The organism is Anaerotruncus sp. 80 (assembly GCF_009936115.1).
GTDB classification, from domain to species: Bacteria; Bacillota; Clostridia; order Peptostreptococcales; family Anaerovoracaceae; genus Senimuribacter; species Senimuribacter intestinalis.
In genome coordinates this window covers 26380-53040 of the sequence record NZ_QWES01000015.1, presented here as the reverse complement: position 1 = coordinate 53040, position 26661 = coordinate 26380, and the positions used below count along the sequence as shown (strand labels likewise).

The 26661-nt window shown below is 44.7% G+C and carries 28 protein-coding genes; 3 read left to right on the top strand and 25 right to left on the bottom strand.

Annotated features, from left to right (window positions below; genetic code table 11):
* Positions 1–2 precede the first annotated feature (2 nt).
* From D1155_RS09045 to D1155_RS08975, 15 genes are all read right to left on the bottom strand, one after another.
* Positions 3–1235, bottom strand: coding sequence for a M23 family metallopeptidase (locus D1155_RS09045; protein WP_243151059.1), 1233 nt, complete (start codon positions 1233–1235; stop codon positions 3–5).
* Positions 1236–1283: 48 nt separating this feature from the next.
* Positions 1284–1622, bottom strand: coding sequence for a hypothetical protein (locus D1155_RS09040; protein WP_160202074.1), 339 nt, complete (start codon positions 1620–1622; stop codon positions 1284–1286).
* Positions 1623–1654: 32 nt separating this feature from the next.
* Entirely contained in the window at positions 1655–1927 is a 273-nt protein-coding gene (locus D1155_RS09035; protein WP_160202073.1) for a hypothetical protein, read from the bottom strand.
* Between the two features lie 78 nt (positions 1928–2005).
* Positions 2006–2341, bottom strand: coding sequence for a DUF5406 family protein (locus D1155_RS09030; RefSeq protein WP_160202072.1), 336 nt, complete (start codon positions 2339–2341; stop codon positions 2006–2008).
* Entirely contained in the window at positions 2334–2528 is a 195-nt protein-coding gene (locus tag D1155_RS09025) for a hypothetical protein (protein WP_160202071.1), read from the bottom strand. Before D1155_RS09025 ends, D1155_RS09030 begins: the two co-directional genes overlap by 8 nt.
* 364 nt (positions 2529–2892) lie before the next feature.
* Complete coding sequence (locus tag D1155_RS09020; protein WP_160202070.1) at positions 2893–3897, bottom strand: ParB/RepB/Spo0J family partition protein; 1005 nt, start codon at positions 3895–3897, stop codon at positions 2893–2895.
* On the bottom strand, positions 3890–4927 hold the full coding sequence (locus D1155_RS09015; RefSeq protein WP_160202069.1) for an AAA family ATPase: 1038 nt from the start codon (positions 4925–4927) through the stop codon (positions 3890–3892). The genes D1155_RS09020 and D1155_RS09015 overlap by 8 nt, the downstream gene beginning before the upstream one ends.
* Positions 4928–4995: 68 nt before the next feature.
* Positions 4996–5217 (bottom strand): hypothetical protein, encoded by a 222-nt coding sequence (locus tag D1155_RS09010; RefSeq protein WP_160202068.1) that lies wholly within the window; start codon positions 5215–5217, stop codon positions 4996–4998.
* Positions 5218–5662: 445 nt separating this feature from the next.
* Positions 5663–5971 carry a type II toxin-antitoxin system RelE/ParE family toxin gene (locus D1155_RS09005; RefSeq protein ID WP_160202067.1) on the bottom strand — a complete coding sequence of 103 codons (309 nt, stop codon included), beginning with the start codon at positions 5969–5971 and terminating at the stop codon, positions 5663–5665.
* Positions 5961–6227 carry a type II toxin-antitoxin system prevent-host-death family antitoxin gene (locus D1155_RS09000; RefSeq protein ID WP_160202066.1) on the bottom strand — a complete coding sequence of 89 codons (267 nt, stop codon included), beginning with the start codon at positions 6225–6227 and terminating at the stop codon, positions 5961–5963. Before D1155_RS09000 ends, D1155_RS09005 begins: the two co-directional genes overlap by 11 nt.
* A gap of 390 nt (positions 6228–6617) precedes the next feature.
* Positions 6618–7952 (bottom strand): amino acid permease, encoded by a 1335-nt coding sequence (locus D1155_RS08995; protein WP_160202065.1) that lies wholly within the window; start codon positions 7950–7952, stop codon positions 6618–6620.
* Position 7953: 1 nt separating this feature from the next.
* Positions 7954–9123, bottom strand: a complete 1170-nt coding sequence (locus D1155_RS08990) for a BTAD domain-containing putative transcriptional regulator (RefSeq protein ID WP_160202064.1) — start codon at positions 9121–9123, stop codon at positions 7954–7956.
* Positions 9114–10658, bottom strand: a complete 1545-nt coding sequence (locus D1155_RS08985) for an amidohydrolase family protein (protein ID WP_160202063.1) — start codon at positions 10656–10658, stop codon at positions 9114–9116. Before D1155_RS08985 ends, D1155_RS08990 begins: the two co-directional genes overlap by 10 nt.
* On the bottom strand, positions 10648–12282 hold the full coding sequence (locus D1155_RS08980; protein WP_160202062.1) for an amidohydrolase: 1635 nt from the start codon (positions 12280–12282) through the stop codon (positions 10648–10650). The genes D1155_RS08985 and D1155_RS08980 overlap by 11 nt, the downstream gene beginning before the upstream one ends.
* Before the next feature lie 18 nt (positions 12283–12300).
* Entirely contained in the window at positions 12301–13911 is a 1611-nt protein-coding gene (locus tag D1155_RS08975) for an amidohydrolase (RefSeq protein WP_160202061.1), read from the bottom strand.
* 251 nt (positions 13912–14162) lie between these two features.
* Here D1155_RS08975 and D1155_RS08970 point away from each other — a divergent pair, with 251 nt between their 5' ends.
* Positions 14163–17327 carry a PAS domain-containing hybrid sensor histidine kinase/response regulator gene (locus tag D1155_RS08970; protein WP_160202060.1) on the top strand — a complete coding sequence of 1055 codons (3165 nt, stop codon included), beginning with the start codon at positions 14163–14165 and terminating at the stop codon, positions 17325–17327.
* 68 nt (positions 17328–17395) lie between these two features.
* Here D1155_RS08970 and D1155_RS08965 read toward each other — a convergent pair whose 3' ends face one another.
* The 9 genes from D1155_RS08965 to D1155_RS08925 form a co-directional block, all read right to left on the bottom strand.
* On the bottom strand, positions 17396–19042 hold the full coding sequence (locus D1155_RS08965; protein WP_160202059.1) for a hypothetical protein: 1647 nt from the start codon (positions 19040–19042) through the stop codon (positions 17396–17398).
* A complete protein-coding gene (locus D1155_RS08960; RefSeq protein ID WP_160202058.1) occupies positions 19039–21135 on the bottom strand; it encodes an MMPL family transporter in 2097 nt (698 codons plus the stop codon). The genes D1155_RS08965 and D1155_RS08960 overlap by 4 nt, the downstream gene beginning before the upstream one ends.
* Before the next feature lie 6 nt (positions 21136–21141).
* The gene (locus D1155_RS08955; protein WP_160202057.1) at positions 21142–21738 is read right to left on the bottom strand and encodes a DUF308 domain-containing protein; all 597 of its coding nucleotides are present in this window, start codon (positions 21736–21738) and stop codon (positions 21142–21144) included.
* 139 nt (positions 21739–21877) lie between these two features.
* Positions 21878–22441, bottom strand: coding sequence for a TetR/AcrR family transcriptional regulator C-terminal domain-containing protein (locus tag D1155_RS08950; protein ID WP_160202056.1), 564 nt, complete (start codon positions 22439–22441; stop codon positions 21878–21880).
* Between the two features lies 1 nt (position 22442).
* Positions 22443–22907, bottom strand: coding sequence for an SsrA-binding protein SmpB (gene smpB, locus D1155_RS08945; RefSeq protein ID WP_160202055.1), 465 nt, complete (start codon positions 22905–22907; stop codon positions 22443–22445).
* Entirely contained in the window at positions 22901–23395 is a 495-nt protein-coding gene (gene lepB, locus D1155_RS08940) for a signal peptidase I (protein ID WP_160202054.1), read from the bottom strand. The genes smpB and lepB (D1155_RS08940) overlap by 7 nt, the downstream gene beginning before the upstream one ends.
* Positions 23396–23971, bottom strand: coding sequence for a signal peptidase I (gene lepB / locus D1155_RS08935; protein ID WP_160202053.1), 576 nt, complete (start codon positions 23969–23971; stop codon positions 23396–23398).
* Positions 23972–23990: 19 nt separating this feature from the next.
* Positions 23991–24521, bottom strand: coding sequence for a signal peptidase I (lepB, locus tag D1155_RS08930; protein WP_243151058.1), 531 nt, complete (start codon positions 24519–24521; stop codon positions 23991–23993).
* Between the two features lie 16 nt (positions 24522–24537).
* Positions 24538–25524 (bottom strand): RluA family pseudouridine synthase, encoded by a 987-nt coding sequence (locus D1155_RS08925; protein WP_160202051.1) that lies wholly within the window; start codon positions 25522–25524, stop codon positions 24538–24540.
* 103 nt (positions 25525–25627) lie between these two features.
* On the opposite strand from D1155_RS08925, the gene D1155_RS08920 reads away from it, so the two are divergent.
* On the top strand, positions 25628–26059 hold the full coding sequence (locus tag D1155_RS08920; protein ID WP_160202050.1) for a hypothetical protein: 432 nt from the start codon (positions 25628–25630) through the stop codon (positions 26057–26059).
* Between the two features lie 3 nt (positions 26060–26062).
* On the opposite strand, the gene D1155_RS08915 is transcribed toward D1155_RS08920, so the two are convergent.
* The gene (locus tag D1155_RS08915) at positions 26063–26329 is read right to left on the bottom strand and encodes a hypothetical protein (protein ID WP_160202049.1); all 267 of its coding nucleotides are present in this window, start codon (positions 26327–26329) and stop codon (positions 26063–26065) included.
* An 82-nt stretch (positions 26330–26411) separates the two neighbouring features.
* On the opposite strand from D1155_RS08915, the gene D1155_RS08910 reads away from it, so the two are divergent.
* Positions 26412–26648, top strand: a complete 237-nt coding sequence (locus D1155_RS08910; RefSeq protein ID WP_160202048.1) for a hypothetical protein — start codon at positions 26412–26414, stop codon at positions 26646–26648.
* The last annotated feature ends 13 nt before the right edge of the window (positions 26649–26661 follow it).

The window sequence follows — 26661 nt, the reverse complement described above, 5'->3', positions numbered from 1 at the left end:
TCCTACTCTTTTGCTCGCAAATATTTCATTGGATCCACCGGCGTACCATTTACTCGCACTTCAAAATGCAAATGTGGCCCGGTAGAAACACCCGTATTTCCGGATAATGCAATTACATCTCCAGTTTTAACTTTCTGTCCCTGTCTTACTTTGATTATGCTATTATGCCCATAGCAGGTCACAAGTCCATTCCCGTGATCGATTTCTACATACTTGCCATAGCCCCCATAGGTGCCAGCGATGACAACCGTGCCTGGTGCTGCTGCTACGACCGTTGACCCTTCTGCTACTCCGATGTCAATGCCTGCATGATTCGTACTGCCGCCGACATAGGACGCATCTGTTCTATATCCAAATTCTGAAGTAATGTATGTAGAAGTTGTCGGCCACAGCAGATCTCCTCCTGCACCAGAGCCATAATAGCCCGTTGCTTCAAAATGTCCGCTGTTGATCTCCCCAGATGCGGAAAATGGCGTACCATTGGCAGTGCCTGAAATCTTGATAGAATTGCCTGAAATACTTCCCTCTACTTTGATTGTCATTCCAATTTTTGAAATTCCAACCAGAGTTCCAAATTTTTCATTGATGACGGAATTATTTTTGCTATCCCGGGCGCCCATGATAAACTCAACTACAGTCTTATCACCTTTGGCATGATATTGATGCTTTGCATCCGTTTCTGCATCACTTTTGCAGTCACCCAATATTGCAAGGATTTCCTTAGTCGTTCCTCCACTGAAGGTTAATCTATACTGATCTCCGATGTTGTCCCTGCCGCCGTAATATGTACCCATCGCCACCAGATAAGCATCACCCTTACGCCGAAACCCCTCGGCGTCAGTCCGGCACATTTGATTTAACTTAAACTGAGGTGACGATGTATCCAGTTTGATTGTATAAAGGCGCTGATCAAACTGCGGCATATAGGAGAAAAAATCCGTCCGTGCCGGTGATCCAGGCACTTCCATCTGTACTTCAGAGTTTTTTGAGCTCGCAGTGAATTTTCCGCCTGAGACAGTTCCTTTAATATCTGCTGCGTTGATACCCCCGGAAATATCCATTGTGATCGAATTGCCCCGGATATCACCGGTAATCGTAATCGGCAGCGCCACATTAGCACCGTAAGCCGACGACTCATCTAAACCACCGCCCAAAATACCCGCAATCAGCACGAATATCATCATTACCATCAAAAAAAGACTTCCTATTCCGAAGCCTATAATGATTTTTTTCATGATTCAGTTTCTCTTTCTGTCCCATTGTGGGACACTCAATTCCCTTAACTAAGAATCTTCCCAATCTAGAGATTTCAGTAACTCATATTTGCTGCGATCTACTGTTAATACTCGAGCAGATTTTTCATTAATTTTTTGGACATTCGTAAATCGTTCCTTATCACAGATAATCCATTGCAACACCTTGAAGTCCTCTAAAATAGGTTTTATTTTAGAGGAACTAAGGCAACTATGATTTCTTAACATAACTTCTTTTAATTTTCGTTTAAAATCGTCGGCTCTAAAATTGATATATCGTTCTCGATTGCTCAGCGCATATAGTCGTGGCTGAGACATCAGTTCATCAACAACCGATAAAAAAATTCTAATTAGTAAAACACCATCCATTTGTAACTCCCTGTCCCATGATGGGACACCACTTAATCACGGTGAGCAAAATATGATATTTTTATGATTTGCAGGATATTATTGAAATCTGAAATCACTTGTAAATTTGTATCCTGCAGACTGTTAATATCTAATATCTTCGTAAATCGTCTTGCTGTCTCATTTGCTAAATTTTTATCACCATTCAATATTTGTTGGCCTACTTCAGTATGTACCAAACTATCACTGAGTTCTTCCAATCCTTTCAACTTTTTTGTGCATCGTGCCGATTCTTTGGCAAATGCAGAAATCATTCCTATACGCATATTACTTCACCTGATTCTTACTTTTAACCTATCCAATTGCCGTCTTCATTTCCGTCCCACTGTGGGACATTGGCAAATTCACCATTCTTTCTGAACATAATCGACAATCTCTATACCAACAATCAAATTCTCAATTTCATCTACAAAATCCTCAATTTCAAGTATTTCACCCTTTTGATTTTTCAGCTTTGCCGAGAAAATGCCGCTTTCCTTGAAAAAATTACAGTCATTCTCTACAAAATGTTGTATGTCATCCTCATCAGCTTCAACAATATAGCAGGAATCCAATAGGATTGCTCCTTTGCAGTTTCCGTTTACTTCAACTGCAACGTGTCCCACATAGTCCCATTGCATCAATGTAATTCTGATAGTGTGTCTCCCAAAGCAAATATTTGGATCATACTTCTCAAGCATCTTCAGTGCCTCCCTTAACCTTTTTCAATCCATCAAGCGCATAGCAACCTGTATAGCCTTCCAGCATCACGCACATTTGACCGCATACTTCAAACGGACTTGAGCTTACAAGGAACACTTTGTTTTTATTTTTTTCTGTCACATGATATTTTTCGTTCATAATAACTTTATCTCCATTTGTAATCATAATAAACACCGCCTCTTTTTCTGACTGATTGTTTTCTTTTACTCCAATGCGACCCGTGTTCCGCCCCGTCATGAATGTCTGCCAACCGTAGCTGCCTGACGGATAACATCCTCAGCATACCAAACATCCCCACCTCTATCTTAACTCGTCAGATACACCACAGTTACTACTCCCATAGTCTGAACTACTATATAATACACATTCCGTTCCCAACGTCACATCTCAAAGAACCTCGTTACCAATAAAATCTCTACTTATTTTTTTAAATACTATTACTGGTAACAAAAAAGGCTGCAGAATACCGATAGCTGTGCTAAATTACCAACTCTTACCGAAAATAAACTGGTAACATTTCACCTGTTCATTACTTTTTTTGGTTACCGGTAGAAATCTGCGCCAAATATGCCTTGATTGCCTCCGTGATGACTCGCTCCAGTTCCGCTGACTCTACCTGGTCAGCCTCCGGAACATCCAGATTTGCAAAAGCTTTCGCTGTCGATTTAAGAACCGGCGTCAGGTTAATCCGATTCATCGGCTTCGTGGGGCTAATCATTTCACAGAGTTCTTCAGCAGAAAGATACTGCTCGTTACAGCGTTCTCTGATTTGCTTAATCAAAGCAAGGCCCGGACATTTCGTTTCCTGCATCGCATCAAAAAGTGCTGATTGCTGCTCCTCACTCATGGCTGCAATCAATTCGGCGACCGGAATCGTCAATTTCTTGTCATCAACCATTTTCAGAATTTCCGGTATGAGTTTCTTCAGTGCCAGATATCTCTGCAATGTTGTTCTGCTGATACCCATAATTCTGGCAGCTACTTCATCTGTCCGTTCTGTCCCATTGTGGGACAGTATTGCCGGGTTCTGCTGTGCTTCCATTCTTATCAATGCATATTTAGTGCTGTATGCATCAGCACGCTCACTGGGAAGCTGCTCCTCACGCTGGATATTGGAATCAAGCATCCAATACGCAGCCTTAATATCATTACAATCTTCTAAGACTCGAATTTGCCCCAACTGGCTGCTTAGGCTATGATGTCCAAGTTTACGCATTGCATCTCTTCGGTTATGCCCGGCAATGACTTCATAGTATCCGGTCCGACCTCGATCAACTCTCAGTATAATCGGCGATATCAATCCGTTTTTTTCGATACTTTTGCATAACTCCAACTGTTTAGCTTCAGAAAGTCGATTGAACGGATGTACCTTTACACCGGGAACATTTATTGTTGTATGCCAGTCCAGCATTCTATCAATGTCAATTATAATATCCTGCTCCTGCTTATTAACTTCCTCTTGATTCGCAGAATTATCTGCAGGTAGTCCGAACATTTCTTCCAATGGTGTAAAATTGATTTTTCTTTCACCCATCACCGTTCACCACCTTCCTTCTGTTATAGCTTTTATATCGCTGCATAAAACTGCCTATCGACAGAAAAATTCCCTCTGTCCCATCGTGGGACATTTCATCAGTAAGCATTTCAGCATATGCACCCAGTGTTTTCACTATTTTCCCGTCTCTTGTTCTCCTGTCGTAGTAACCATAGTGAATCAGGTATCGATCAGTTCCTATTTGCAGGACATCACCAATTTCAATCTGGCTTCCTTCCAAGTTTACATATTGCGTAATACCCATATACTCTGTCAGCCAATTTTGATATGCTTTGGCAGCCGCACCATCCGGATCAAAAGAAGTGATTGCCTCCTGCTCCTTTGATGCCCTCGAGCCATTGACCTGCAAAGGAATAACTGTCTCAAATTTGGGTATGGTATTTCCAAAGGCTGCATCAAGCTGCAACACAGTATCTTTTTGACTTCCGCTGCGGCCGTCTACCATCGTAAGCAGGATTCCCGCAATCTGCAGATCTGGATTAATCCGTTTTGCAAGAGATATTGACTTAAACAACTGCTCCATCCCTTTAACTGCAAAAACCTGTGCCTGTACTGGGATGACTACCTCATCAACTGCAACTAGACTGTTAATTGTCAATAACCCCAGCGAAGGTGATGTATCAACGATAATATAATCATATTGATCTCGAATATCGTTAATAATCAGCCGCAAAATCTGTTCTCGCTGGAATGCGTTAATTAACGACATTTCCAGCCCTGATAGAACTATATTTGCCGGAAAAAGGCTTATTCCAGGTTTTAAGACAAATTCAACTGCATTATACTCTGCTGCCTCTCCATTTGCCTTTGCCATAATCAAATCTGTAACTGTATGCGACAGTTTATCTGGTCGTTCAATACCCATGTTATATGTCAGATTAGCCTGTCCATCCATATCTATCAGCAGAACCTTGAACCCAGCATGATTTAACATATCCCCCAACGCTGCCGCGGTTGTTGTTTTTCCAACGCCGCCCTTTTGGTTTGCTACAGCAATTACTTTTCCCATGCTTTTTCTTCCTTTCCGTCCCACAGTGGGACATTTCCTCTCCGTCCCATCATGGGACAAAATATAAGTCAAAACTTTCTTTGCAACCTTCCGTTTGCAGGCCTAGTAAATATCAGAATGTTATCTGACTGTTTTATCACAGCAGCTGCTTCCTCCATATGAAAAGAATCTGAAGAAATTATATCTTTAGATATCATTTCATTCGCCTCTTGCAAAGCAGCATCCTCATCTGGTGCATTTATCTCTACAACGGCTGCCATCTTTTGTGTTATCTCGACCTGAAATCTCATATAATTATTCTCCTTTTTGGCATTAAAAAAGGGACATAACGAATATGTCCCTTAGTGAGCGTGTTCTCTATTTGTTCTCTGTTAGTTCTCTATTTTCATCAAATTATAAAGAAATATGACCTTTCAATCCATTGAAAATGCAAGTTTCAAAATATAGTAAGCATCTTATATAGCTTCTACACCCCCGTCGAAACCTTTACACCCCCATAAATGTTTATATGGCTATTTTACAACACTTTCACTTTGTTTTCAACAGGAATAAATTGTATTATTTTGAAATATTTATAAAAAAAACCGCCAGTTCTCTATATTTGTCAAAAGAAAGTTCATCCATGGTCTCTCAGAAGAGTATTTTCAATGCATGAAGCAGTATGTAATTTTAAAAACCGTTTTCCTAAATGCGCATATCTCATCGTAGTTTCGTCCCACGGTGGGACGCATATATTTAATTGTAAAACACCTTGGTATACTCCGTTCGCGTATCAGCAATATGGTAAACAAAAACCTCATTCTGAATTCGTCTATATATTGCAATATGCTTCTCACAAATGACCATCCTATAGCCTTGCTCATTCAGCCATTTATCGGGAGTTAATGAGCCAGAGTCAGGAAATGACTCCAGTCTACCGATTATTTTAAGAATGGTTGAAGACACTTTTAAAGCCGTAGATTTTCCAAATTGATAATAGTACCAATCCTCTATACGCTTCAAATCTTCCCAGGCTGTTGGTAGAAGCGTTACTTTACATGTCATTTAATCTTTCCTCCAGCATCGCCTGCGCTTCATCAAGAGAGTATGTCTTTGTGCCGCTCAGACGCTCCTGCTCTGCTTGGAGGATTTTTGCTCTCATCTGTAAGATTTGTTCTCTTCTCTCGAATGCTTCAATATTCATCAAGACCATATCCCCTTCACCATTCTTCGTAATATAGATTGGCTCATTTGTCTCTTTAGCAATATTTGAAACCGCATTATAATCATTTCTCAGAGTAGTTGACGCTTTAATAATCATGCAGGCCACCTCCATATATCATTTTTATGGTATAATTATACCTTTTTTCTGCTTGAATGTAAAGTGACAATCTCAAACTCTGTTTTACTTCTATGTCCCACGGTGGGACGCAGCCTTATCTAATACCTTCAAAAATTTCTTTGCTGTCATATGACTAAGTCTCGATTGATATCTTTTCCCTCATTATAAATTTCAATCCAATACATTTACACCCCCATATTTGTTACTGTATTCATTTTACATTACTTTTGTACTGTTTTCAACCAGTAATTTTTGACACATTGCGCGCTACAGCATCCAGCACAAAGAAAAACAGGAGCCTGGAAAAATTCTTTCCTCAGCTCCTGCAGATTATCATGCGCACATACTAGCAGATGTGCATACGATACCTTAGTTCTCCGCTTGCTCTTTTTTCTTAAAATAAGCGTGATAGAGAATATACCCCGCAATCGGAATTACGACACCGATGACGGAATTCATTGGATCTTCCCAAAGGGTTGTTACCAGTACCACCAGCGACAGCAGAATGGTCACTGCGGGCAGCACGGGATAGCCCCAAACCTTATATGGTCTTTCCATCTGCGGATTTCTCTTTCTAAACACATAGACCGAAGATACACCCAGCGTGTAATAAATCCATGCACAGAAAGCCACAAGGGCAGTCAATTGCTCAAACGTACCAAACAGAATTAATACAGAAGATACAATCATGGTCGCAATCTGTGCATTGACAGGCGTACCAGTTTTCGGATGGACTTTCGCAAAGACATCGAAAAATCGCTTGTCCCTAGCCATTGCATAGTATTCTCTCGGATACGCCAAAATGCAACCATTACAGGAACCAAAGATTGCAATCAGTGCACCGATGGTGACTAAAACTGCGCCTGGCTTGCCAAAGAGTGCCTCTGCAGCCATGGTTCCTGGTGCCTCAGTCGCAACAATTTGATCAATCGGTAAAATTTTCAGTAATGCAAAATTGAACAAAACGTAGACAAGGGTCACACCTAAAACCCCGATTGTTACTGCTTTCGGAAGATCTTTTTGAGGGTTCTTCAGTTCCTCTGCTACGATATAGACCGAGCTCCAACCGTCATATGCCCATAACGCCGCTACAATGGACAGCGCAAAAGCGCTCATTGGATTCAAACCTTCTCCCGGTACAATCTCCATCGGATTATTCATGCTGCCCATCATAAGACCGCATACGATAATAATCGCAATCGGCACCAGCTTTGCAATCATGAAGATTCCCTGCACATTTCCACCTTTTTTCACACCAGACATATTGATCAGTGACAGCATGATGATAATCCCAATCGCCATTGCCTTAATCTGCCACTCCGTCAATGGCACCAGAATACTAAAATAAGTAGAAAATCCTACTGCAAGGGCACTGATCGAACCAGACTGTGAGATAAAAAAGTCCGTAATTCCCATAGAAAATCCGATTCCTGGTCCATAAGCTTTAGAAATATAGTTGTAGGTACCTCCTGCCTGCGGCATGGAAGTACCCAGCTCCGCATAACATAATGCCGCCATCAGCGACATAAAGCCGGCAACAACCCATGCTAAAATGGAAAATCCTGCGGATAATCCTGCTCTGCTCAGCACATATGTACTGACATAAAAAATACCTGAACCAATCATAATTCCACTGACAATTGATACGCTGTGAAATAGTCCCAGTTCCTTTCTCAGTCCTGCTTTTTCTTGTTTTTCAGACATGTTATTCCTCCTTAAACATATGAATATCAACATCTGCCATATGCAGATTGCCAATCAGATACTGTAACAGCTGCGCTGACTTTTGATCCAGTCTCTTAGGATGGGACACCTGAATCTCCACTTTCCCTTTGAGACTGATCTCCTGCAGCAGTTTTTTAATGCAGTAAAAAAGATACGATTCCGACAAATTCTGTGCTGCAAGCCATTCCGAATATTGAGGAAACAACATGGCCAGCCCTGGTTTGAGATAAGTTGGCACTTTCACATCCTCCTCGATGATTGGCTCCAGCATACGATAAATCCCTTCAAAGTCTATTGGCTGTGCAGATGCAGTATAAAGCTGCAGCTCACATAAATCATCTTTCTCTTCTACTATCGTAATGTGTCCCATTTCCACCGGCGCATCTTCAAGAATCTTTCTGTAGAGAGCCCGCGTCTCTTCCATAGGACCAATATTTAACTCTTCACCAAGAATGCGCACACACTCTTTGTACTGGCAGATTGCTTTTGCCCGCTCCTGGTTCTGGCAGTACAGTTCCATCAGCTGCAAATGGACTTCCTCCAGCAGCGGATCCATCAGCAGCAGTTTTTTCAGGCAGGAAATCCCCTGGGCGAACTGTCCATTTTCCCGATACAGAAACGCCAGTTGCTTCGATACATCAATAAATGCCTGATTTACCGATTCCCGCTCCATCATAACCCACTCTTCAAAAGCCACACTTCCACGCACCGATATACCGTCTAAAAAGCTGCCGCCATGTACATTCACTGCATGCTGCAAATGCCGAATTTTCTCCTGCCTGCTGTCACAAACAGACGCTGCTTTCAGCGCTTTGCGAAATTCTGCCACGTCCACGAAAACGCCTAAAGATGCATTAAGACTGCACATGTTCCGCTCCGAAAAAATGATCGATGCCTCCTCTTGTCCACCCCATTCTTCTGCACAGATTTTTCTAATATAAGAAAGGCTCTGCCGCAAATTAGAGCGAGCATTTTCTTCTGGCAGTTCTGGCCAAAAAATTTCACTGAGCAGTTCTTTAGAAACCATCTGCCCTTTCCTGGCCGCCAGATAAAAAATCATCGCAAGCGCTTTGTGATTCAATTTGGCAAGCGCCTCTCGTCCATCGATTTCAATGTGCGGTCTCTGCAAAAGGTAAACTTTTATTTCCATAATACATCCTCCCGCGCATATACAATTTCCCCTTTTTTAATGGTCATTTCCACGCGAAGGGTTTCAATTTCTGCAGGAGAAAGGGTGCACAGATTTTGATCCAGTACGACAAGATCTGCCTGCATACCGATGCCAAGACTTCCAATTCTGTCTTCTGCCATGTTGGCATAGGCACCGTTTGCAGTATAGGTCCGCAGCGCATCATAAAGGGAAAGCTGCTGTACTGCATTGTGATGCAGCAGGCAAGAAGCAATTGATTTTAGAGGGTTCAACGGTGTAACTGCATATTCAGAACCACCCGCCACAATGCCTCCCTGCGCCACCACAGCGCCGATGGGATTGGTTCCCTTCCACCGATCCCCAAGCAGTGCAGCATATTTACCTTCCGCACCGCCCCACTGCCTGTCATAATTAGCTCGCATAGACAAAATCAGCCCCATAGAAATCGCCCAGGTGATTTGTGCTTCTGTCGGCAGAACAAAAAGTTCCAGCCTGTGACGCAAATTTTTTCTGCCTGCTATTTCAAATGCCGCAGCAAAAGCTGCCAACGCTTGTTCAATCGCCCTTGGTCCGATGCACGACAATGCAATCTGCAGGCCGGCAGTATGGGCTTCCAGCACAAACTGATTTACATCTTCCTGTGAATAATACAGTACCCCTTGGTGCTCACCATCTATATAAGGTTCATACAGTGCCGCCGTCTGAGATCCAATAGAACCGTCCAGATATATATTGCCTCCAATCCGCGGCAGTTTTGCCGCCTGTACCGTTGCCACATCCATGGTCTGCGGAAACAGAAAAATTTCCAGCCTGCTGTGCTCTGCAAACCGCTGCACCATGCGGATATCCTGATTTGAAAAAAAGGCGCCACCTTCCATAGCATTGACCGTTGTAATGCCGCAGCGGAACGCTTTTCGCTCCATATCTGCGAGGGCAAGTCTTCGGATGTCATCCGTTACAAAACAGGTGTATAATTTCCGTCTTGCAAATCCGCTGGCCTCTCCCTGCAAAACCCCTGTGGGCATCCCTTTTTCATCCCGCTGAATGCCAGAAATACTATAGGGAATTTTAAGTAAATTATAAGCAGAAGTATTTAAAATCGTTTTATGGAATTCTGTCTTGCTGACCACAACAGGATGTATGGAAGTAATTTGATCCAAATCCCATCGATTCAATTCCACAGTATCCTCATTATAGCCAATACACCAAATCAGTTCTCCCGCTTCAAATGCCTGCACTTTCTGTTGCAGCTGCTGTAGAAAGGCTTCTCTGGTATCCGCTTTAATTTCCACACAGTACTGCATCAAACCGCCCTGTACCATATGGACATTGCTGTCAATGAATCCAGGTAAAACCGTTCTGCCTTCCAAATCCAGCATCTTCGTACCAAAAAACCGTTTCGGCATCCTGCATGGCTTTTCCCATACCTCCGTAATCGTCTCACCCGTAATCCCAATGGCACAGTACTGCTTATCCGGTCTTTCCATTGAAATAAAATTGCCGTTATATAAAATATAATCTGGATTATTTTTCATAAACAACCTTTCCACCTACGACTGTCATCGCGACCTGTACTTCTGCCAGATCCAGCGGCGCAGTTTCATACAAATCCTGCGCTAGGACAACAAAATCCGCATACTTTCCAACCTCTATCGTTCCCTTGCAGTCCTCTTCAAATGTCGCATATGCAGGTCCTGTCGTAAAGGCATGAATGGCATCGTGTACACTGAGTTTCTGTTCCGCATGATAACCACCCTTCGGTGTTTTATCATAGGTACAGCGGGTAACTGCCGCATAAATTCCGTGGAGCGGACTGTATTCCTCTACTGGACTATCCGAACCTGCTGCAATTGTTACGCCCTGCGTTTTAAACCGATTCCAGTTATAGGACATACTTGCCCGCTGTGCTCCGACCCGCTCCTCTACAATGGCGATGTCAGAAGCCAAAAAGATCAGTTCAAGACCGCCGATGATATGGTATTTGGCAAAATCTTCAATAATCCCTTCTGTCGTAATCTGGCAATGGTCGATACCAAAGCGCAAATCTTCTTCTGGATGCTTTTCTATAATCTTAATGAATGCATCCAGTACGCTTCGCATGGCTCTATCTCCGATGCCGTCTGAAACTAGCTGCAGACCATGGTCAAAAGCCATTTGCGTTAGTGCTTCCAGTTCCTGCTGACTGATATACATTTCACCCATATTTTCTTCCATTCCTTCCGGATTATCGCTGTATGGTGCCCGCAAGGCAGCAGTTCTTCCTCCCAACGACCCGTCTGTAATCGTCTTAAACGGTCCAATCCGAAAATACGGGCTTCCGTCTCCTGTGCGATACCCAAGTGCCAGAAAATCAGAAAGTTCTTCTAACGTGGCAAGGTGCAGCATTAGATTGACGCGAATCGGCAGCAGCCCTTCTCTGTCAAGTTCTTCGTATGCCTGCAAAATTTCTGTAAAATGGCCAGCACGAAGCAGTTCAAAATCATCGGTCTGCGCAGAAGTCATTCCCGCTGAAACATAACGATTGCACGCCGCAAGAATACACTTTTTAATGCGCTCTACCCCCAACGTTGGAATCATTCTGTAAATGATTTCCGTTGCCAGTCCAGTCAGCACGCCTGTTGCCACTTCATGGGCGTCTGTCAGAATCATACCGCCCTCAATCTGCTGTGGTTTGTGCAGCAGACCGCCAAGTTCCAGCACGTTGGTGGTTACGACACAAATTTGTGCACAGGTTCTGGTCAATACCAAAAAATATGCGCCGAATTCCTCGTCTAAGTCCTCTCTTGTCGGCATTTTCTTAGTATCAAACTGATTTTGATCCCATCCGCGGCCTTCTACCCACTGGCCGGGTTTAATTCCATTCTCCTTGATATAGCGGCGCAAACGGTCTTTCAATTCATCCAGGCTCCGGCAGTCATTTAAATCTGCGACTTCCAGGCTATACCCATAACTCAAAAGGTGCAGATGGCTGTCGTTAAATCCTGGCAGTACCGTCTTTCCTTGCAGATCGATGATCTGGCATGCGGTCCCCGCTGCTTCCTGCACCGCCTCATTAGTACCAACACACGTAATCAGCCCGTCTTCTACCGCAACGGCTTCAAAGCGGTGCTCTGCTGCATCCATGGTGTATCCGTTGGCATTGATAAATACTTTCTTCATATTTGATTCCTTTCTCCACTACGCGCCGCAGTGGGTTTCTACGATAGAAATACTATGGATCTGCTGCGGAGGAACCAGAAGCGGATTTCCATCCAGTACAGTAAAATCACCGAAGTAGCCTGGCGCAATGCGCCCCATCTGTCCTTCCATTTTTACTGTATAGGCAGGCGCCTTTGTATAAAGCGCCAATGCCTCATAAGGCGACAGCCTTTCTTCCGGTAAAAATCCGCCAGTCGGTCTCCCCTGCAAATCCATCCTGGTAACAGCTGCCTGCATCCCGTAAAGCGCATCGCAGCGCTCCACCGGGCAGTCCGAACTGCCACTAATCATCATACCTTTTTCTAACATGGTGCGCCATGCATAAAGCGCATATGCTTGACGAAGATCCAGTTTCTGCTCCGCCACTGCATAATCGGTCGGTACAAACGCCGGCTGAATGTCTGCCAAAATCCCCGCTTGCGCCATTCGGTCTAAAAGAGGCTCCGTCGCAATTTGGCAATGCACCAGTCTAGGGCGGCAATCTGTTCCATACTTGTTTTGGAAAGGCGTGATCACACGTATGGCCTGTTCCATTGCTCTATCACCGATACAGTGACATAACAGCTGCATCCCGCTTTCATAACTTTCCCGAACCAGCAACTCTAACTCTGCATCGCTGAAATTGAGAAGTCCCCGCTGCCTGCGATTTCTGTAAGGTACGGTTAATGCTGCCGTCTCAGCACCCAAAGAGCCATCCAAGATCAGTTTTAATCGTTTCCAGGAGAACCACTGGTCATCAGCAATCTCTACAAGAATCTTTTGCAACTGCCGGAATTCTTCCAGGGAAGATACCTGAATCTGCGCAAACACGCGTACAGGCAGGCGCTGCTGCTTTCGCAGGTTATCATAGGCACGTAAAATTCTCTCTTTCGACGTAAAATCCGAAAACGCTTTCATGTCATCACACTGCACCGCCGTAAAGCCCCTTGCCTTGATTTCCCTTAACGTCTCTTCAATCATCTGTTCAATTTCTTTGACGGAAAGCGCCGGTTTATGCACCAGTACCATGTCAGCAATCGCATCCTCATAAATTCTCCCATCTGGCATACCGTCAGGATATCTGCCGATATTCTGATTGTCCAGATAGGTATTATGGTCAATTCCTGCCAATTCCAAAACTTTGCTGTTTACCGCCGCAATATGAATGCAGACCCGCTTGGCAAAGACATAATGACAGTCTGAAACGCGGTCTAAATCTTCCCGGCTAAGCAGTCGTTTGTCCGGAAAATGTTCTTGATTCCAACGGCTTCCGATGATCCAGCTTCCTGCAGGAATCTGCTGTTCTGCAATGAATGCTCGCATACGCCGCACCACATCTTCTGCAGAAACGGCTTCCGATAAGTCCACACAATACCGCTGATTATACCCATACTCCACCAGATGCATATGACTGTCATGAAACCCGGGTGTTACCACGCGGCCTTGCAAATCAACCCATTCCGTCATTTCATCCTGCCTTGTAAAACCAATGTCCTCCTCGTCCACATCCACTGCCTGAATCACACCATCTTCAACCAGAAAGTTTGCAGCCATGGGATGGTCAGAATCCATCGTAATCATTGTTCCGTTATAATAGAATGTTCTATTCATCGTTCTCTTGTGCTCCTCCTATTTTAAGATTGTATCTGAGAAGCGTATTTTTTCTGTATATAAAACGTATTTTTTCCGTTTTTCTGTAAATAACGAAAAAATTCCCCAAAATACGATTGCGGCTACTATTTTCCATTTCAAATCCTCTTAAAACATTGACATTACCCCGCAAGCGCAGTAAAATTTAGAATAGGTATGCAATCATGCCATCACAGAATCGCAAGCCACAAATTAGGGAGGATATTCGTTTTATGTACCATTGTCATATACGATTCTACTGCATCGGCGACCGGCATCGGGTATTGAAACAGCTCAGGGCACTGACCCCTTTTTCACAGTTTTCCCATGCATTTCTCGAAAGTGATCGGGTCGAAAAAGTCTCAGCATCACAAGCTGATGTCATTTTCGCAAGTCTGCTGACAGCAGATTTACAAGCGCAGTTGTCACAGCTGCTGACGTGGAAAAAGCCGGAGGCGCAGCTCATCCTGCTTACGGCAGAGGATACAGACGTGGAAGCGTTCACAGATTGCGTTTCAGCACTGACCGATATCTGGTCGCAATCCGCTTCCGACGCGTTATTAATGTTCCGCATCCAAAAATGGTATCAGGACTACAAAGCGCAGAAAGACGCCTGGCAGACCAGCCAGTACCTAGAAACCACCATCAACAGCACACCGGATTTAATCTGGTATAAGGACAAAGACGGCATTCACAAAAAAGTCAACGACAGTTTCTGTCAAACCGTCAACAAGACCAAAGCGCAGGTGGAAGGTCGCGGTCATGCTTATATCTGGGACGTAGAACATGACGATCCTGCCTGCATCGAATCGGAGCGCATCGTCATGGAAACCAAAGAAACCTGCGTTTCCGAAGAGACCATTCTCAGCAGCGGTGAAACCAAAATTCTAACTACATATAAATCACCATTATACAATCTGGACGGCACTGTTATGGGCACCATGGGCATCGGTATCGACATCACCCAGGAGCGGGCTTACGCCGATGAACTGATTCAGCAGAATCAAACTCTGGAGATGCTGTTTACTACCATGGACTGCGGCATCATGTGCCACAGCCTGGACGGTTCCAGGATTCTCAGCATCAATCAGGCTGCGCTGCGCATTCTAGGCTATCCCGACGAGCAGGCACTCCTTGCAGACGGCTTTGACCTGGTGGCTTCCACTGTTTTCGAAGAAGATAGAAAGCGACTGCGGAAATCCATTCAGTCCCTTAAAAAGGAAGGCGACAACGTCAGTGTCGATTATCGTGTGCAGCATGCAGACGGCGAAATTCTCTATGTAACCGGCAATATCAAACTCATCGAAGAAAATGGTGAACGTTATTATCAGAGATATCTGTTAGACCGTACTGCACAGAGACTGCAAGAAGAGCGAGAGCGCCTGGAAGATCAGCGTCGGCAGATGGAACTGGTGCATGCCCTCAGTATCGAGTATGTGCTGGTCTGCTTCTTCGATTTAGACACCGGCGAAGGCAAAGTCCTGCGTATGGGCGAATGTAAAAATGGCATCATGCCTGCCATCTTTCATGATGCGCTGTCTCTGGAAACCTGCCTCGAACAGTATGCAGCCACAAGCATTCACGAAGAAGATAAAGAAGCGTTCCGAAAAACCGCTTCGAAAGCCCATCTGGAACAGGAACTTTCCGAAAAAGATATGTGCTATATCAACTACCGTACCACCTGCTGCGGCGAAATCCGCTATTTCCAGATGAAAGCAGTACGGGCTGGAGACTGGGACAAGACCCACAGCATCGTACTGGGATTCCGCTGTCTGGATGAGGAAATGCGGGACGAAAGAGAGAAAAAGGCACTGCTGGAAGATGCCCTTTCGCAGGCAAACCGTGCCAACAAAGCCAAGAGCACCTTCCTCTCCAACATGTCCCACGATATCCGTACGCCGATGAACGCAATCATCGGTTTTACAGCACTGGCAATCACCCACATCGACCGTAAAGAGCAGGTGGCAGAATATCTGAAAAAAATCATGACCAGCGGCAATCATCTGCTGAGTCTGATCAACGATGTACTGGATATGAGCCGAATCGAAAGCGGCAAAATTCATCTGGAAGAACAGCCTTGCAGTCTGCCGGAAATCCTTCACGAACTGCACAATATCATCCAGGCGGATATCAATGCCAAACAGCTTGACTTGTATCTGGACGCCATCGACATCCAAAACGAGCAGATCTGCTGTGACCGGCTGCGGCTCAATCAGGTACTCCTAAACCTTCTGAGCAATTCTATCAAATACACCGGTGCAGGCGGCATGGTCAGCTTGAAAGTCATCGAAAAACCAGGTGCTTCGCCGGGCTTTGCTAATTTTGAATTCCACATCAAAGATACGGGAATTGGCATGAAAAAAGAATTTGTCGCCCATATCTTCGAACCGTTCGAACGGGAACGGAATTCTACCAGCAGCGGCATTCAGGGCACCGGACTTGGCATGGCGATCACGAAAAATATCGTCGATATGATGAACGGTACCATCGACGTCCAGAGCGAACATGGCGTTGGTACAGAAGTCACCGTTTGTCTGACCCTGCGACTGGATGAGGCCGGCAGAAAAGAACCGGTTGCAATCGAAGAGCTCAACGGGTTACGTGCACTGGTCGTAGACGATGATTACAACACCTGTGACAGCGTTTCCTGCATGCTGCAGCAGATTGGACTGCGGGCAGAATGGACTATGTCAGGAAAAGAAGCAGTGCTGCGCACCCGTCAGTCAGTTTCAAGAAATGATCATTACTTTGTCTACATCATCGACTGGCTGCTGCCTGACATGAATGGTATTGAAGTCGCCAGGAGAATCCGTCAGGAAACCGGAAAGGAAGTTCCGATTATTGTTCTCACCGCTTATGACTGGTCCGATATTGAAGAAGAGGCAAGAGAAGCCGGCGTTACCGCATTCTGCAGCAAGCCGCTGTTCCTGTCAGAACTCAGAGGCTGTCTCCACTCCATTGTGAAGAAAGAGCAGGCTACCGATGACATTCTTGACTCAAAAGAAATCCTGCGCAGCGGACATATTCTTCTTGTAGAAGATAATGAGCTGAACCAGGAGATTGCAGTAGCTATTTTAGAAGAAGCCGGTCTTACTGCAGAGGTTGCTGAAAACGGTCAAATTGCTGTAGAAATGCTAAAATCTTCCCAGCCTGGATATTATCAGCTGGTGCTGATGGATATTCAGATGCCAGTGATGAACGGCTATCAGGCTGCCAAGAAAATACGAAAGCTGGAAAACAGGGAGCTTGCCTCCATTCCAATTATCGCTATGACTGCAAATGCTTTCGAAGAAGATAAGCAAGAGGCATTGCGCTGCGGCATGAACGATCACATCGCAAAACCAATTGATATTGAAACCCTCTTGGAAACACTGGATAATATTTTGATGAGCAAATAAACGTTATCAATATATATGCTAAGAAACCAGCTGGCGCAATCCGCCAGCTGGTTTCTTTTTCCCTATATTTATTTCTCTTCCAACGCTTCGGTACGGTATATGAATCTCACCTGTCCGTCCATGTCGTCAGAAATGCCTGAGAAAGACTGATAAGCTTTGGAAGCGTTTACGGTAGCCTTCATTCGATCGAGTAAGTCTCCGATATTTCCGCCGGCAGCTCCTGCCAGCTTCTGAATTCCCTCTTTATCAAATTCTTTCAGCCCATTGTTCAGTTTTTTAGCGCCGCCGCGAAGCTCCGTTACACCATCTACCAAGGCAGGCATATTTTTATCTAAAGTCCTAATACCTGTATTCAGTGCGTTGACACCGTCGTACAGACTCTTTGTGCCTTTCGTAAGCTGCGCTGCCCCTGTATTCAGCTGCTCAGCGCCGGCCTTTGCAGACGCTACGCCCTGCGTATACTGCAGCAAGCCTAGGTAGAACTGGTTATAACTATCCAGCTGCGCTTTCAGTGCAAGAATTGGCGCAGAACCGGCGTCGGGAGCAGCCGCTGCTGCTCCTTCCAGCACCTGACTGTAATTCTCAATGGTCAATTTTGGAAGCGCTGCCCCTGCTGCTGCAAGCTGTGCGTCTGCTGTTGCGAGCATAGACTCAAATACCTGCTTTGCACCTGTAGTGATAGCTGCACTGTTGCCGTCTAATGTTGTCAATCCATCCTTTAATCCTGTAATACCCCCAGAAAGTTCCTGCACCCCGTTTTGTAAAGTTGTTGCGCCAGCCTTCAGGCTTTTTCCGCCTGCAGCCAGCTCATGAACTCCCAGCGCCAGCTGTCCCGATTTATCTAACAGCGTATCCAGTCCGTCGTAAAGCTGTGATGAACCGTTCAGCAGCTGTTTCATAGCATTTGTCAACTGATTAAGGGCACCTGCCAGTTCATCTGCCGAACCTATCTTTCCTGTATCTAAGTCAGCAAAAATGCTGCTGTCCGCTACGGTTACCGTATTAGTCATTTCAAATTTGTCCACATCAGCGGTCACTTCGACATAATCCGGAAGCTCCAGGTCAGAAGAATCTACATTAAGATTGTCTGCAAGTCCCGGAAGCGCCATGCCTGCCACAACGGTACGTTCCCCGTCGTTAATCACCTTTCCGCTGGAAACTTCCACATTGCTGAAAACGTCATTGTCCATAACCATACCGGTCAGTACCGCAAAAGGCACATAGATTTTCTCTGTTCTGCCGCCGACTTTTGCCATCTCATACAGATTGTTTTCATAGTCAAAGCGAATGGTCACTTCGCCGCTTTTTCCGACCAGTTCTTCTGGCTCGATGTCTTTTCCGTCCAGCTTATAGGAAATCTCCATGTTAATCGGCAGTTCTTTTTTTATACTGCCCCTGTAATAGATATCTTTTCCCTCAGCATTCCAAATTTTTCCTGACTTTCCTTCGTTCTTACACTCCTCATCACCTTTCAGATTTTCAATATCTGTCAAAGCTGACTTGTCGTAGAGAGATTGGCTTCCTGTCAGGTTTTTCAACCAGTCGCTGACGATGATTTTCTGCACGGAACCGTCGCTTTCCGCAAGAACGTAAACCGTTTCTTCTTTCTGATTCGCGTCTTCCCCATCATCGGCGTATGCCATAGTCACACCGCTGCCCACAGTAAGAGCAATGCACAAAACCACCACTAAGCATTTTTTTAATTTATTGTTCATAGATTTGACACCTCCGAATTTGTTCTAACTACATGTTTCATTCCCCTGGTCGTTGCACAGACCAATCTATCACAGAGCATAAGCAGCGCCGGCAGCAGGAAGATAACACATATCATGCTGACTACCGCACCTCTTGCCATCAGCATACACATGGAGCTGATGATGTCGATATCCGAGTAAATTGCCACTCCAAAGGTCGCAGCAAAGAGCCCTGTTCCCGATACGAGTATAGATGGGATAGAAGCTGCAAGAGCAGTCGTAACACTTTCTCTCTTATCTTTCCCGGAAAGCCGCTCCGTTTTGTATCTGGTCGTCATCAGAATTGCGTAGTCCACCGTCGCCCCTAGCTGAATGGTACTGATGCAAATCGGCGCAATAAACGGAAGCGACTGTCCCAGGAAGTGAGGAATTCCGAGATTGATAAAAATTGCGAGTTCAATAACCGCAATCAGGATAAACGGAAGGGAAATACTTCCCTCGACCAGCGCAATAATGAGAAAGATTGCAATAATCGATACCGCATTTACCACCTGAAAATCGTGGTTGGTGGTCTCTATCATATCTTTCATGCAAGGAGCCTCTCCGATGAGCATACCCTCTTCGTCGTAGCTTTTCAGCACTTTATTCAGACTGTCAATCTGATCATTCACTTCATCACTGGCAACGTCATATTCCGAATTGACCAGTAGCAGTTCACTTTTATCACTTTCTAAAATTCCCTTGACTCCCTCTGGTAAAATCTCCTCAGGCACCATACTGCCAAGGACTGATTCCATGCCAAGGACATATTTTACACCCTCAACCTTTTCCATTTCCTTCATCATAGCGCGAACTTCTTTAGAAGGCAGATCTGCGTCCACAAGCACCATATGGGTTGAAGCGATATTAAATTCTTCCGAAAGCTTAGAATTTGCAATGACGTATTCCATATCATCCGGCAGACATTTCCCCATGTCATAGTAAACCTCGTCATTGGTTTTGCTGTACCCGTAAATCGCTGGCAGCGCTGCAACAATAAAGACTGCAAGAAGCACCGGAAAGACTTTTGTCACACGTTTTGCCAGTTTTCCCATATCGGGAATAAGCGATTTATGCTTTGTCTTATAAAGGGGTTTATCCAGTACAAGGATTAAGGACGGCAATACAGTCACACAGCCGATAACGCCGAAGATGACACCTTTTGCCATGACAATGCCCAAGTCTTTACCCAGAGTGAAGCTCATGAAGCACAGTGCCGCAAAGCCTGCCACTGTAGTAATAGAGCTTCCAACAACACTTGCCAGGGTCTTTCTGATTGCGACAGCCATGGCCTCCTTGTGGTCGTCATAAAGCGCCCTCTGCTCACTGTAGCTGTGCCACAGGAAGATGGAATAGTCCATGGTAACCGCTAGCTGCAGAACCGCCGAAAGAGCCTTTGTTATATATGAAATTTCTCCAAAAAAATAGTTCGTTCCTAAATTGAGCAAAATCATCATGCCAATCGAGACAAGAAATACGAAAGGCACCAGCCAGCCGTCCAAAAGCAGCACCATGGCTGCCGTTGCAAAAAGCACTGCAAGCCCTACATAAATCGGTTCTTCCTGTTCACACAGATTTTTTAAGTCCGTTACCAACGCCGACATGCCCGATACAAAACACTGCTCGCCGCAGACACTGCGCACATCAGCAATTGCATCAATGGTTGAGTCAGCACTGGTAGCACTGTCAAAGAAGACCGCCATCAGAGTTGCATCTCCCTCATTAAATTCATCGAAGAGTTTATCCGGCACCATCTCCATCGGAATGGAAATATCCGCCAGCGTGGAGTACCACAGGACACTTTCTACATGATCCACCTCTTCAAGCTTTTCACAAAGAACCGCTACATCTTTATCCTCCATATCTTCCACTACAATCAGGGAGAAAGCACCCTTTCCGAAGTCGCTCAAAAGTTCTTCCTGACCAATTACCGTGTCCATATCCTCCGGCAAATAATCCAGCATGTCATAATTGATTCTCGTTCCCAGCATTCCAAACAGGGAAGGAACCATTAAAACAATCGCAACAATTAAAATCGTAATCCGGTGTTTGACCACCGCCCTTGAAAAACGCATTTTCTGTCAGTCCTCCTTTTCCTCGCAATACACGTTTTCTATCATATCCGGCCATTGATGTCTGATAATTTTTACCGCTGTAATAACTGTGCTAAGATTCAAAATCCCCTCCGAAAGCATGCCTATGCCCAGTAGAATCATCAGCAAATCCGTACCCTCACCCGGACGCAGCAGCAGGACAAGTCCAAGAGCCTCTGTAACTGCCGCACTTGCAAAAATCAGCCACCACTTTCCTATGCCAAAAGTTCTCGACTGACCGGCAACCTGTATTTTCAGAAGTCCATCTATCACCATAAATATGCCAAAGGTGATACAGATAAATAACATCAGACTTTCAGGTCGTACCAGTATCACACCGCCAAGAATCAGAAGCAGAATGCCCAGTGTCAAATCGTGCTGAAATGCCAGCCGGTACAGGTCCTTTGAAAAGTATCCAACCAGTTTGACTGCGCCAAACAGCAGAAACAGTATGCCGCAGCAGCTGCCCAGCAGCGCTTTAGACAATACCGGTGCTGTAATCAGCAAAATCCCCAGCACGCATAGACCAAGGGAAATGACAATGTATCCGATTTTCGCTGTTTTCATCGGTGCAACTGAACGCATCACTATCCATCCTTCCATCTCATATCAAACATCTACAGCGCTTTTTCTTTCTGTATTTAACTTACCAGATTTTCTTCTGGTTAAAAATGGGCAAAAGAAAAACCCCTGCCTAAAAATTAGGCAACGGGGTCTAATGTGACTAAATTTCTGCTTGATTACATCTCCTGATCATCTCATCGGACAATCCATGACATAGGTGAATCAAATGATGAATTTCTTCAATAGAATCCTCCGGCATACTGCGGGAAAGCCAATCAAGACCAGCTCCAAACAGTTCAAAACGGAAAAAACGAATGGCAATTTCCCGGTCTTCAGCACTGACAAGGCTCTCTCCAAAAACCGTATCCAAATAAGTTCTGACAATATACTCGCAGGATTTCATCAAATACCGCTCAAAGAGGTCTCGATTCATAGAATTGAAAATATGTAAGACCGCTTTTTTGTTATGCAGGGCAAAGTCAAAAGCCTCGCTGATACAGTCCTCCAGGGACTCAATCTTTGGATATTTTTTTACCAGCCCATCAGCCAGTTCCACAATGATTTCTTCCATCAGAGCAGGAATATCCTGGAAGTGATAATAAAAAGAATTTCGATTGATACCGCACTCCTCTACGATACTGCGAACGCTGATTTTATTTAGCGGCTGCTCGCTGAGCAGCTTCATAAAAGACATTTTAATCGCTTGCTTGGTGAAACTTGGCATACTACCACCTCTGCTTCATGGCATGGTCGATTTTACGAGCCGCGTCTTTCTTTGCCATGTCGTCACGCTTATCATAATTTTTCTTACCGCGCGCTACCGCCAGCTCCATCTTCGCCCGTCCGTCTTCATTGATATATAAATTCAGCGGAACCAAAGTCAGACCTTTCAGCGTTGTATATCCAATCAGCTTTCTGATTTCCTGCTTATGTAAGAGAAGTTTTTTCGGGCGCAAAGGTTCTGTATTAAAACGATTACCCTGCTCATAGGGGCTGATGTTCATACCGTAGACAATCATCTCACCCTTTTCAATTTTTGCATAGCTTTCCTTGATGCTGACCTTTCCTGCACGAATGGACTTAATCTCTGTGCCCGTCAGCACGATACCCGCTTCGTAAACCTCTTCTATAAAATAATCGTGGCGCGCTTTTTTGTTGTTTGCCACCATCTTCTTCTGTCTTTTTACCATTTTAAAATCACCTTTCCCAGTAAATCCTCTTCATCAACCAGCCCCACAGATTCATGTCTGCTGTCTGTACTGGCTGCTCTATTATCTCCCATCACAAAAATCTTCCCTGCGGGAATCTGTATCTCTTCCATATCGCCGCTGATACCCTGCGTAAACACATATTCTTCGTCCAGCTTCTGATTATTTACATAGACCTGCCCCTCCGTAATCAGAATCCGATCACCCTCTACACCAATAACGCGTTTCAACATGACAGTGTTTTCGCCGGACACCGCATAAATTTTGTTCTTCATCAGAATCACATCGCCCTGCTGCGGTCCTTTTTTCCCCGCAAACGCAAGCCTGCTAACCAGCACCTGATCTCCGTTCTCATAGGCTGGAAGCATGCTGTGGTCCGTAACCTCCGTAATCTGAAAAGCTAGAGATACTAAAAGCCCTGCACCTGTACCTAATATAACGGCGAGCAGAAAGACGACTGATTTTTTCATTTACTGTGTACTCCCAATCATTCCAAATTTACTAAATGGATAAAGTCTGAATACCACCTTTCCTACGATTTTGTCTTTCTCAACAAATCCGACTTCCAAAAAACGGCTGTCAGTGCTGTGCAGTCTGTTATCCCCCATGCAGAAATAATTGCTTTCCGGTACGACAACAGGTCCCACATCCCCGTTAGTAACACCATCTTTAATATAGCGCTCTTTCAGTTCCTCTCCATTTATGTACACTTTTCCTTCTCGAATCTCTACAATATCACCTGGCACGCCGATGACTCTCTTAATGAGTTTTTTCAAAGTTCCTCTGTTATTATCTCTAAGTTTTGACTGAAACACGATAACATCACCTCTTTCAGGCTCCGCCTCCCCTACATAGGCCTGTTTATGAATCAGCAGATAATCCCTATGCTCAAATCCAGGCTCCATAGATCTGCCATAAACCGCTGTAGGGATCACAAACTGCACTACAATCAGCGCCGCCGCACTTGCTGACAGCACCGATTTCAGCCAGTCTATTCGGTTTTCACGTTCTCGCTGTCTCTTTCTTTCTCTTCTGCTTTTTCCCATGATTTCCCTCTCCTGCATATTATTTATCGTACGGATTTTGAATAATCCCAAATTCGCTGAACGGATAGACACGCAGTACCACCTTTCCAATGACGTCGTCTATCTCAATACATCCTACATCTTCGTCCCTGCTGTCAATGCTGACTCTTCGATTATCACCCATGCAGAAAATCTTGCCCTCAGGAATCACCAGACGTTTCACCTCGCCCGAAGTAAAATCTTCTTTTAGATAGTCCTCTTCCAATTTCTTGTCGTTGATATACACCTCTCCATCAATGATATCGATGGTCTCTCCCGGCAGCCCGATAATACGCTTGATGAGCATTTTCTCCTCACCGTTTTCCTGTACCAGTGAAGAATGCACCACAACCACATCCCCGCGCTGCGGCTCACCAAACAGAGTGTAGGACTGCTTGCTCACAAAGAGATAGTCATCCTCATAAAAATTCGGTTCCATGGAGCTTTGCTTGACAATGGTCGGTTTAACAAATTGTATTACAATTACAGCAATAACTACTGCGAATAAAATATCCTTGATCCACTCTTTCATGTTTTGTGATTCCCCTCTATTCATCTTGTTCAAAAATATGCTTTTTTATTCTCATAAAGCTTTCCGGAAGTTCCGCCGTGAATTCTTTGCCACTCAGATAAGAAAGGCTATCCGGACAGTTTTCAAATTTCAGCCTGTACGCATGAAGCAACTGACAAGACAGTCCAAATTTTCTGCCTGCTGCTGCATTTATCATTTTGTCTCCGTACTTGGAATCGCCCAGCACAGGATAGCCGGCTGCTGCCAGATGGGCTCTGATTTGGTGCGTTCTGCCTGTAATGATTTCGACCTCCGCCAGAGTGCACTCTCTGCCGCAAAAGGTTCCATACTGCAGCGGCACAGCGATAGTTTCCATTTCTTTGCCGCTCTCTGTTATCGGTACTACAGCAATGCGGTTTTTCTCTTCATTCTTAACCATCCTGTCCATCAGGTGAAGAGGCTTTTCCATTCTTCCTCCGACAATAGTCAGATACATCTTGCGGATTTTATCTTTTTCACGAACCATCTGATTTAGCGTCTGCAGCGACATGGCGTTTTTTCCAAAGAGCACCAGACCAGTTGTATTTCTGTCCAGTCTGTTGACTGGAGCCGGCGTAAAAGTCTTCTCCAGCCTGGGATTGAACTCCTCTTTGTCGATGAGATAATCCACTACCTGGTTCGCCAGATGATTCTTTTTCTCGCTGCTGTCTCCATGAGTTAGAAGACCAAGGGGTTTTACTGCCGCTAAAAGATTGTCATCCTCATAAGCAATACCGAACTGCCTTCGCGTCCGGTTCACCCTTCTGCGCTTTTGGAACTTCTCCATATCCGCATCGCTGATGTACAGCAATATCTCATCGCCAAAATGCAGCACGGTATCTTCTTTTCCTCGCTTTCCGTTGACCTTGACATCCTTTCGAATAGCCTTGTAGATAAAACTCAGCGGCGCATTTTCCAAATATTTTCTAAGGAACTTGTCCAAACGCTGTTCCTGCTCGTTTTTGCCTATTTCAATCCTAATCATACCCTTTATTATACAACATTCCCCGCTCTAAAGCAAAATGTATTTGTTCTTTTGCGAAAAGTATGTTAAATTATATATAGAAAAAGACGAAAGGAGAATCTTGATGAAAAAACTAAAAGATTTTTTCTACGACAAAAACGATATTCTTATTGCACTTGCGATTTTAATTATAGCTGCACTCCTCATCGTGTGGCGCATGGAGATCATCATGGATTATCCGAGGACCCTCGCTGAAGAAACCGGCACCCTTGATACTACGGAACCAGAGGCTGTCGACAGTCCCGAGAATTCCCAGCAGGCCAACGAAATCTGGACAGCCGGCGTACTGACAAAGGACATTACTGTCACGGTCCGGGGCGGCACAGCTACCGAAGCAGTGCAAAGTCTTATCGATGCAGAACTCTTCGCATCTTATGACGAGTATTCGTCAGTCTGCAATGCTGCAGGGTACAAACCTGAGAACATCAAGGCAACAACCTTTACATTCCCTGCCGGCAGTACCCAGACAGACATTGCCAGAATGGTTACACAGTAAACTTTACTTTTTCAAAAGCTCGATGATTCTTGTCAATCGAGCTTTTTGCTGTCCATTCATCATGGGCATTAAGCTCTGTACCGCTGCCATCTGTTTCTCATAAGGAATATTAGCTGCTTCGAGCTGATTCTTGATTTTCATAATTTCTGATACAAGTTCAGCGTCGCTTTTCTGTTCGTATGATTTAGCCTTAGCCACAGTGGTTTTCTTGTCAGCGGAGATTCCCAGCTGTCCTGCCAAATCTAAAATGGTCTTATCGTCTAATTGCATGAATACACTCCTTTCTACTACACTATATGCACCAAATGCGCCGGTATTTCATAATATGATATAGAAATTACGGAGGTGACATATGGCAAACAACCCTATTCCCATTCTGGCTGTGCTGTTTCTTTTAAAATCCAAAAATACTGGAACCGGTTTCAGACCACCGGTTATGAATACCCTGGAGCTGGAATCCATGCTGGACAATGCTCATTCCATGATACATACCATCGAAAAACTCCGCGGTTTTGCCCAGGTCAGCGGGCAAGGCAGCCTTCCTGATATGAAAAAAATGATGGAAATCGTTGAAAAATTACCGCTTTAGTGTATAATAGACA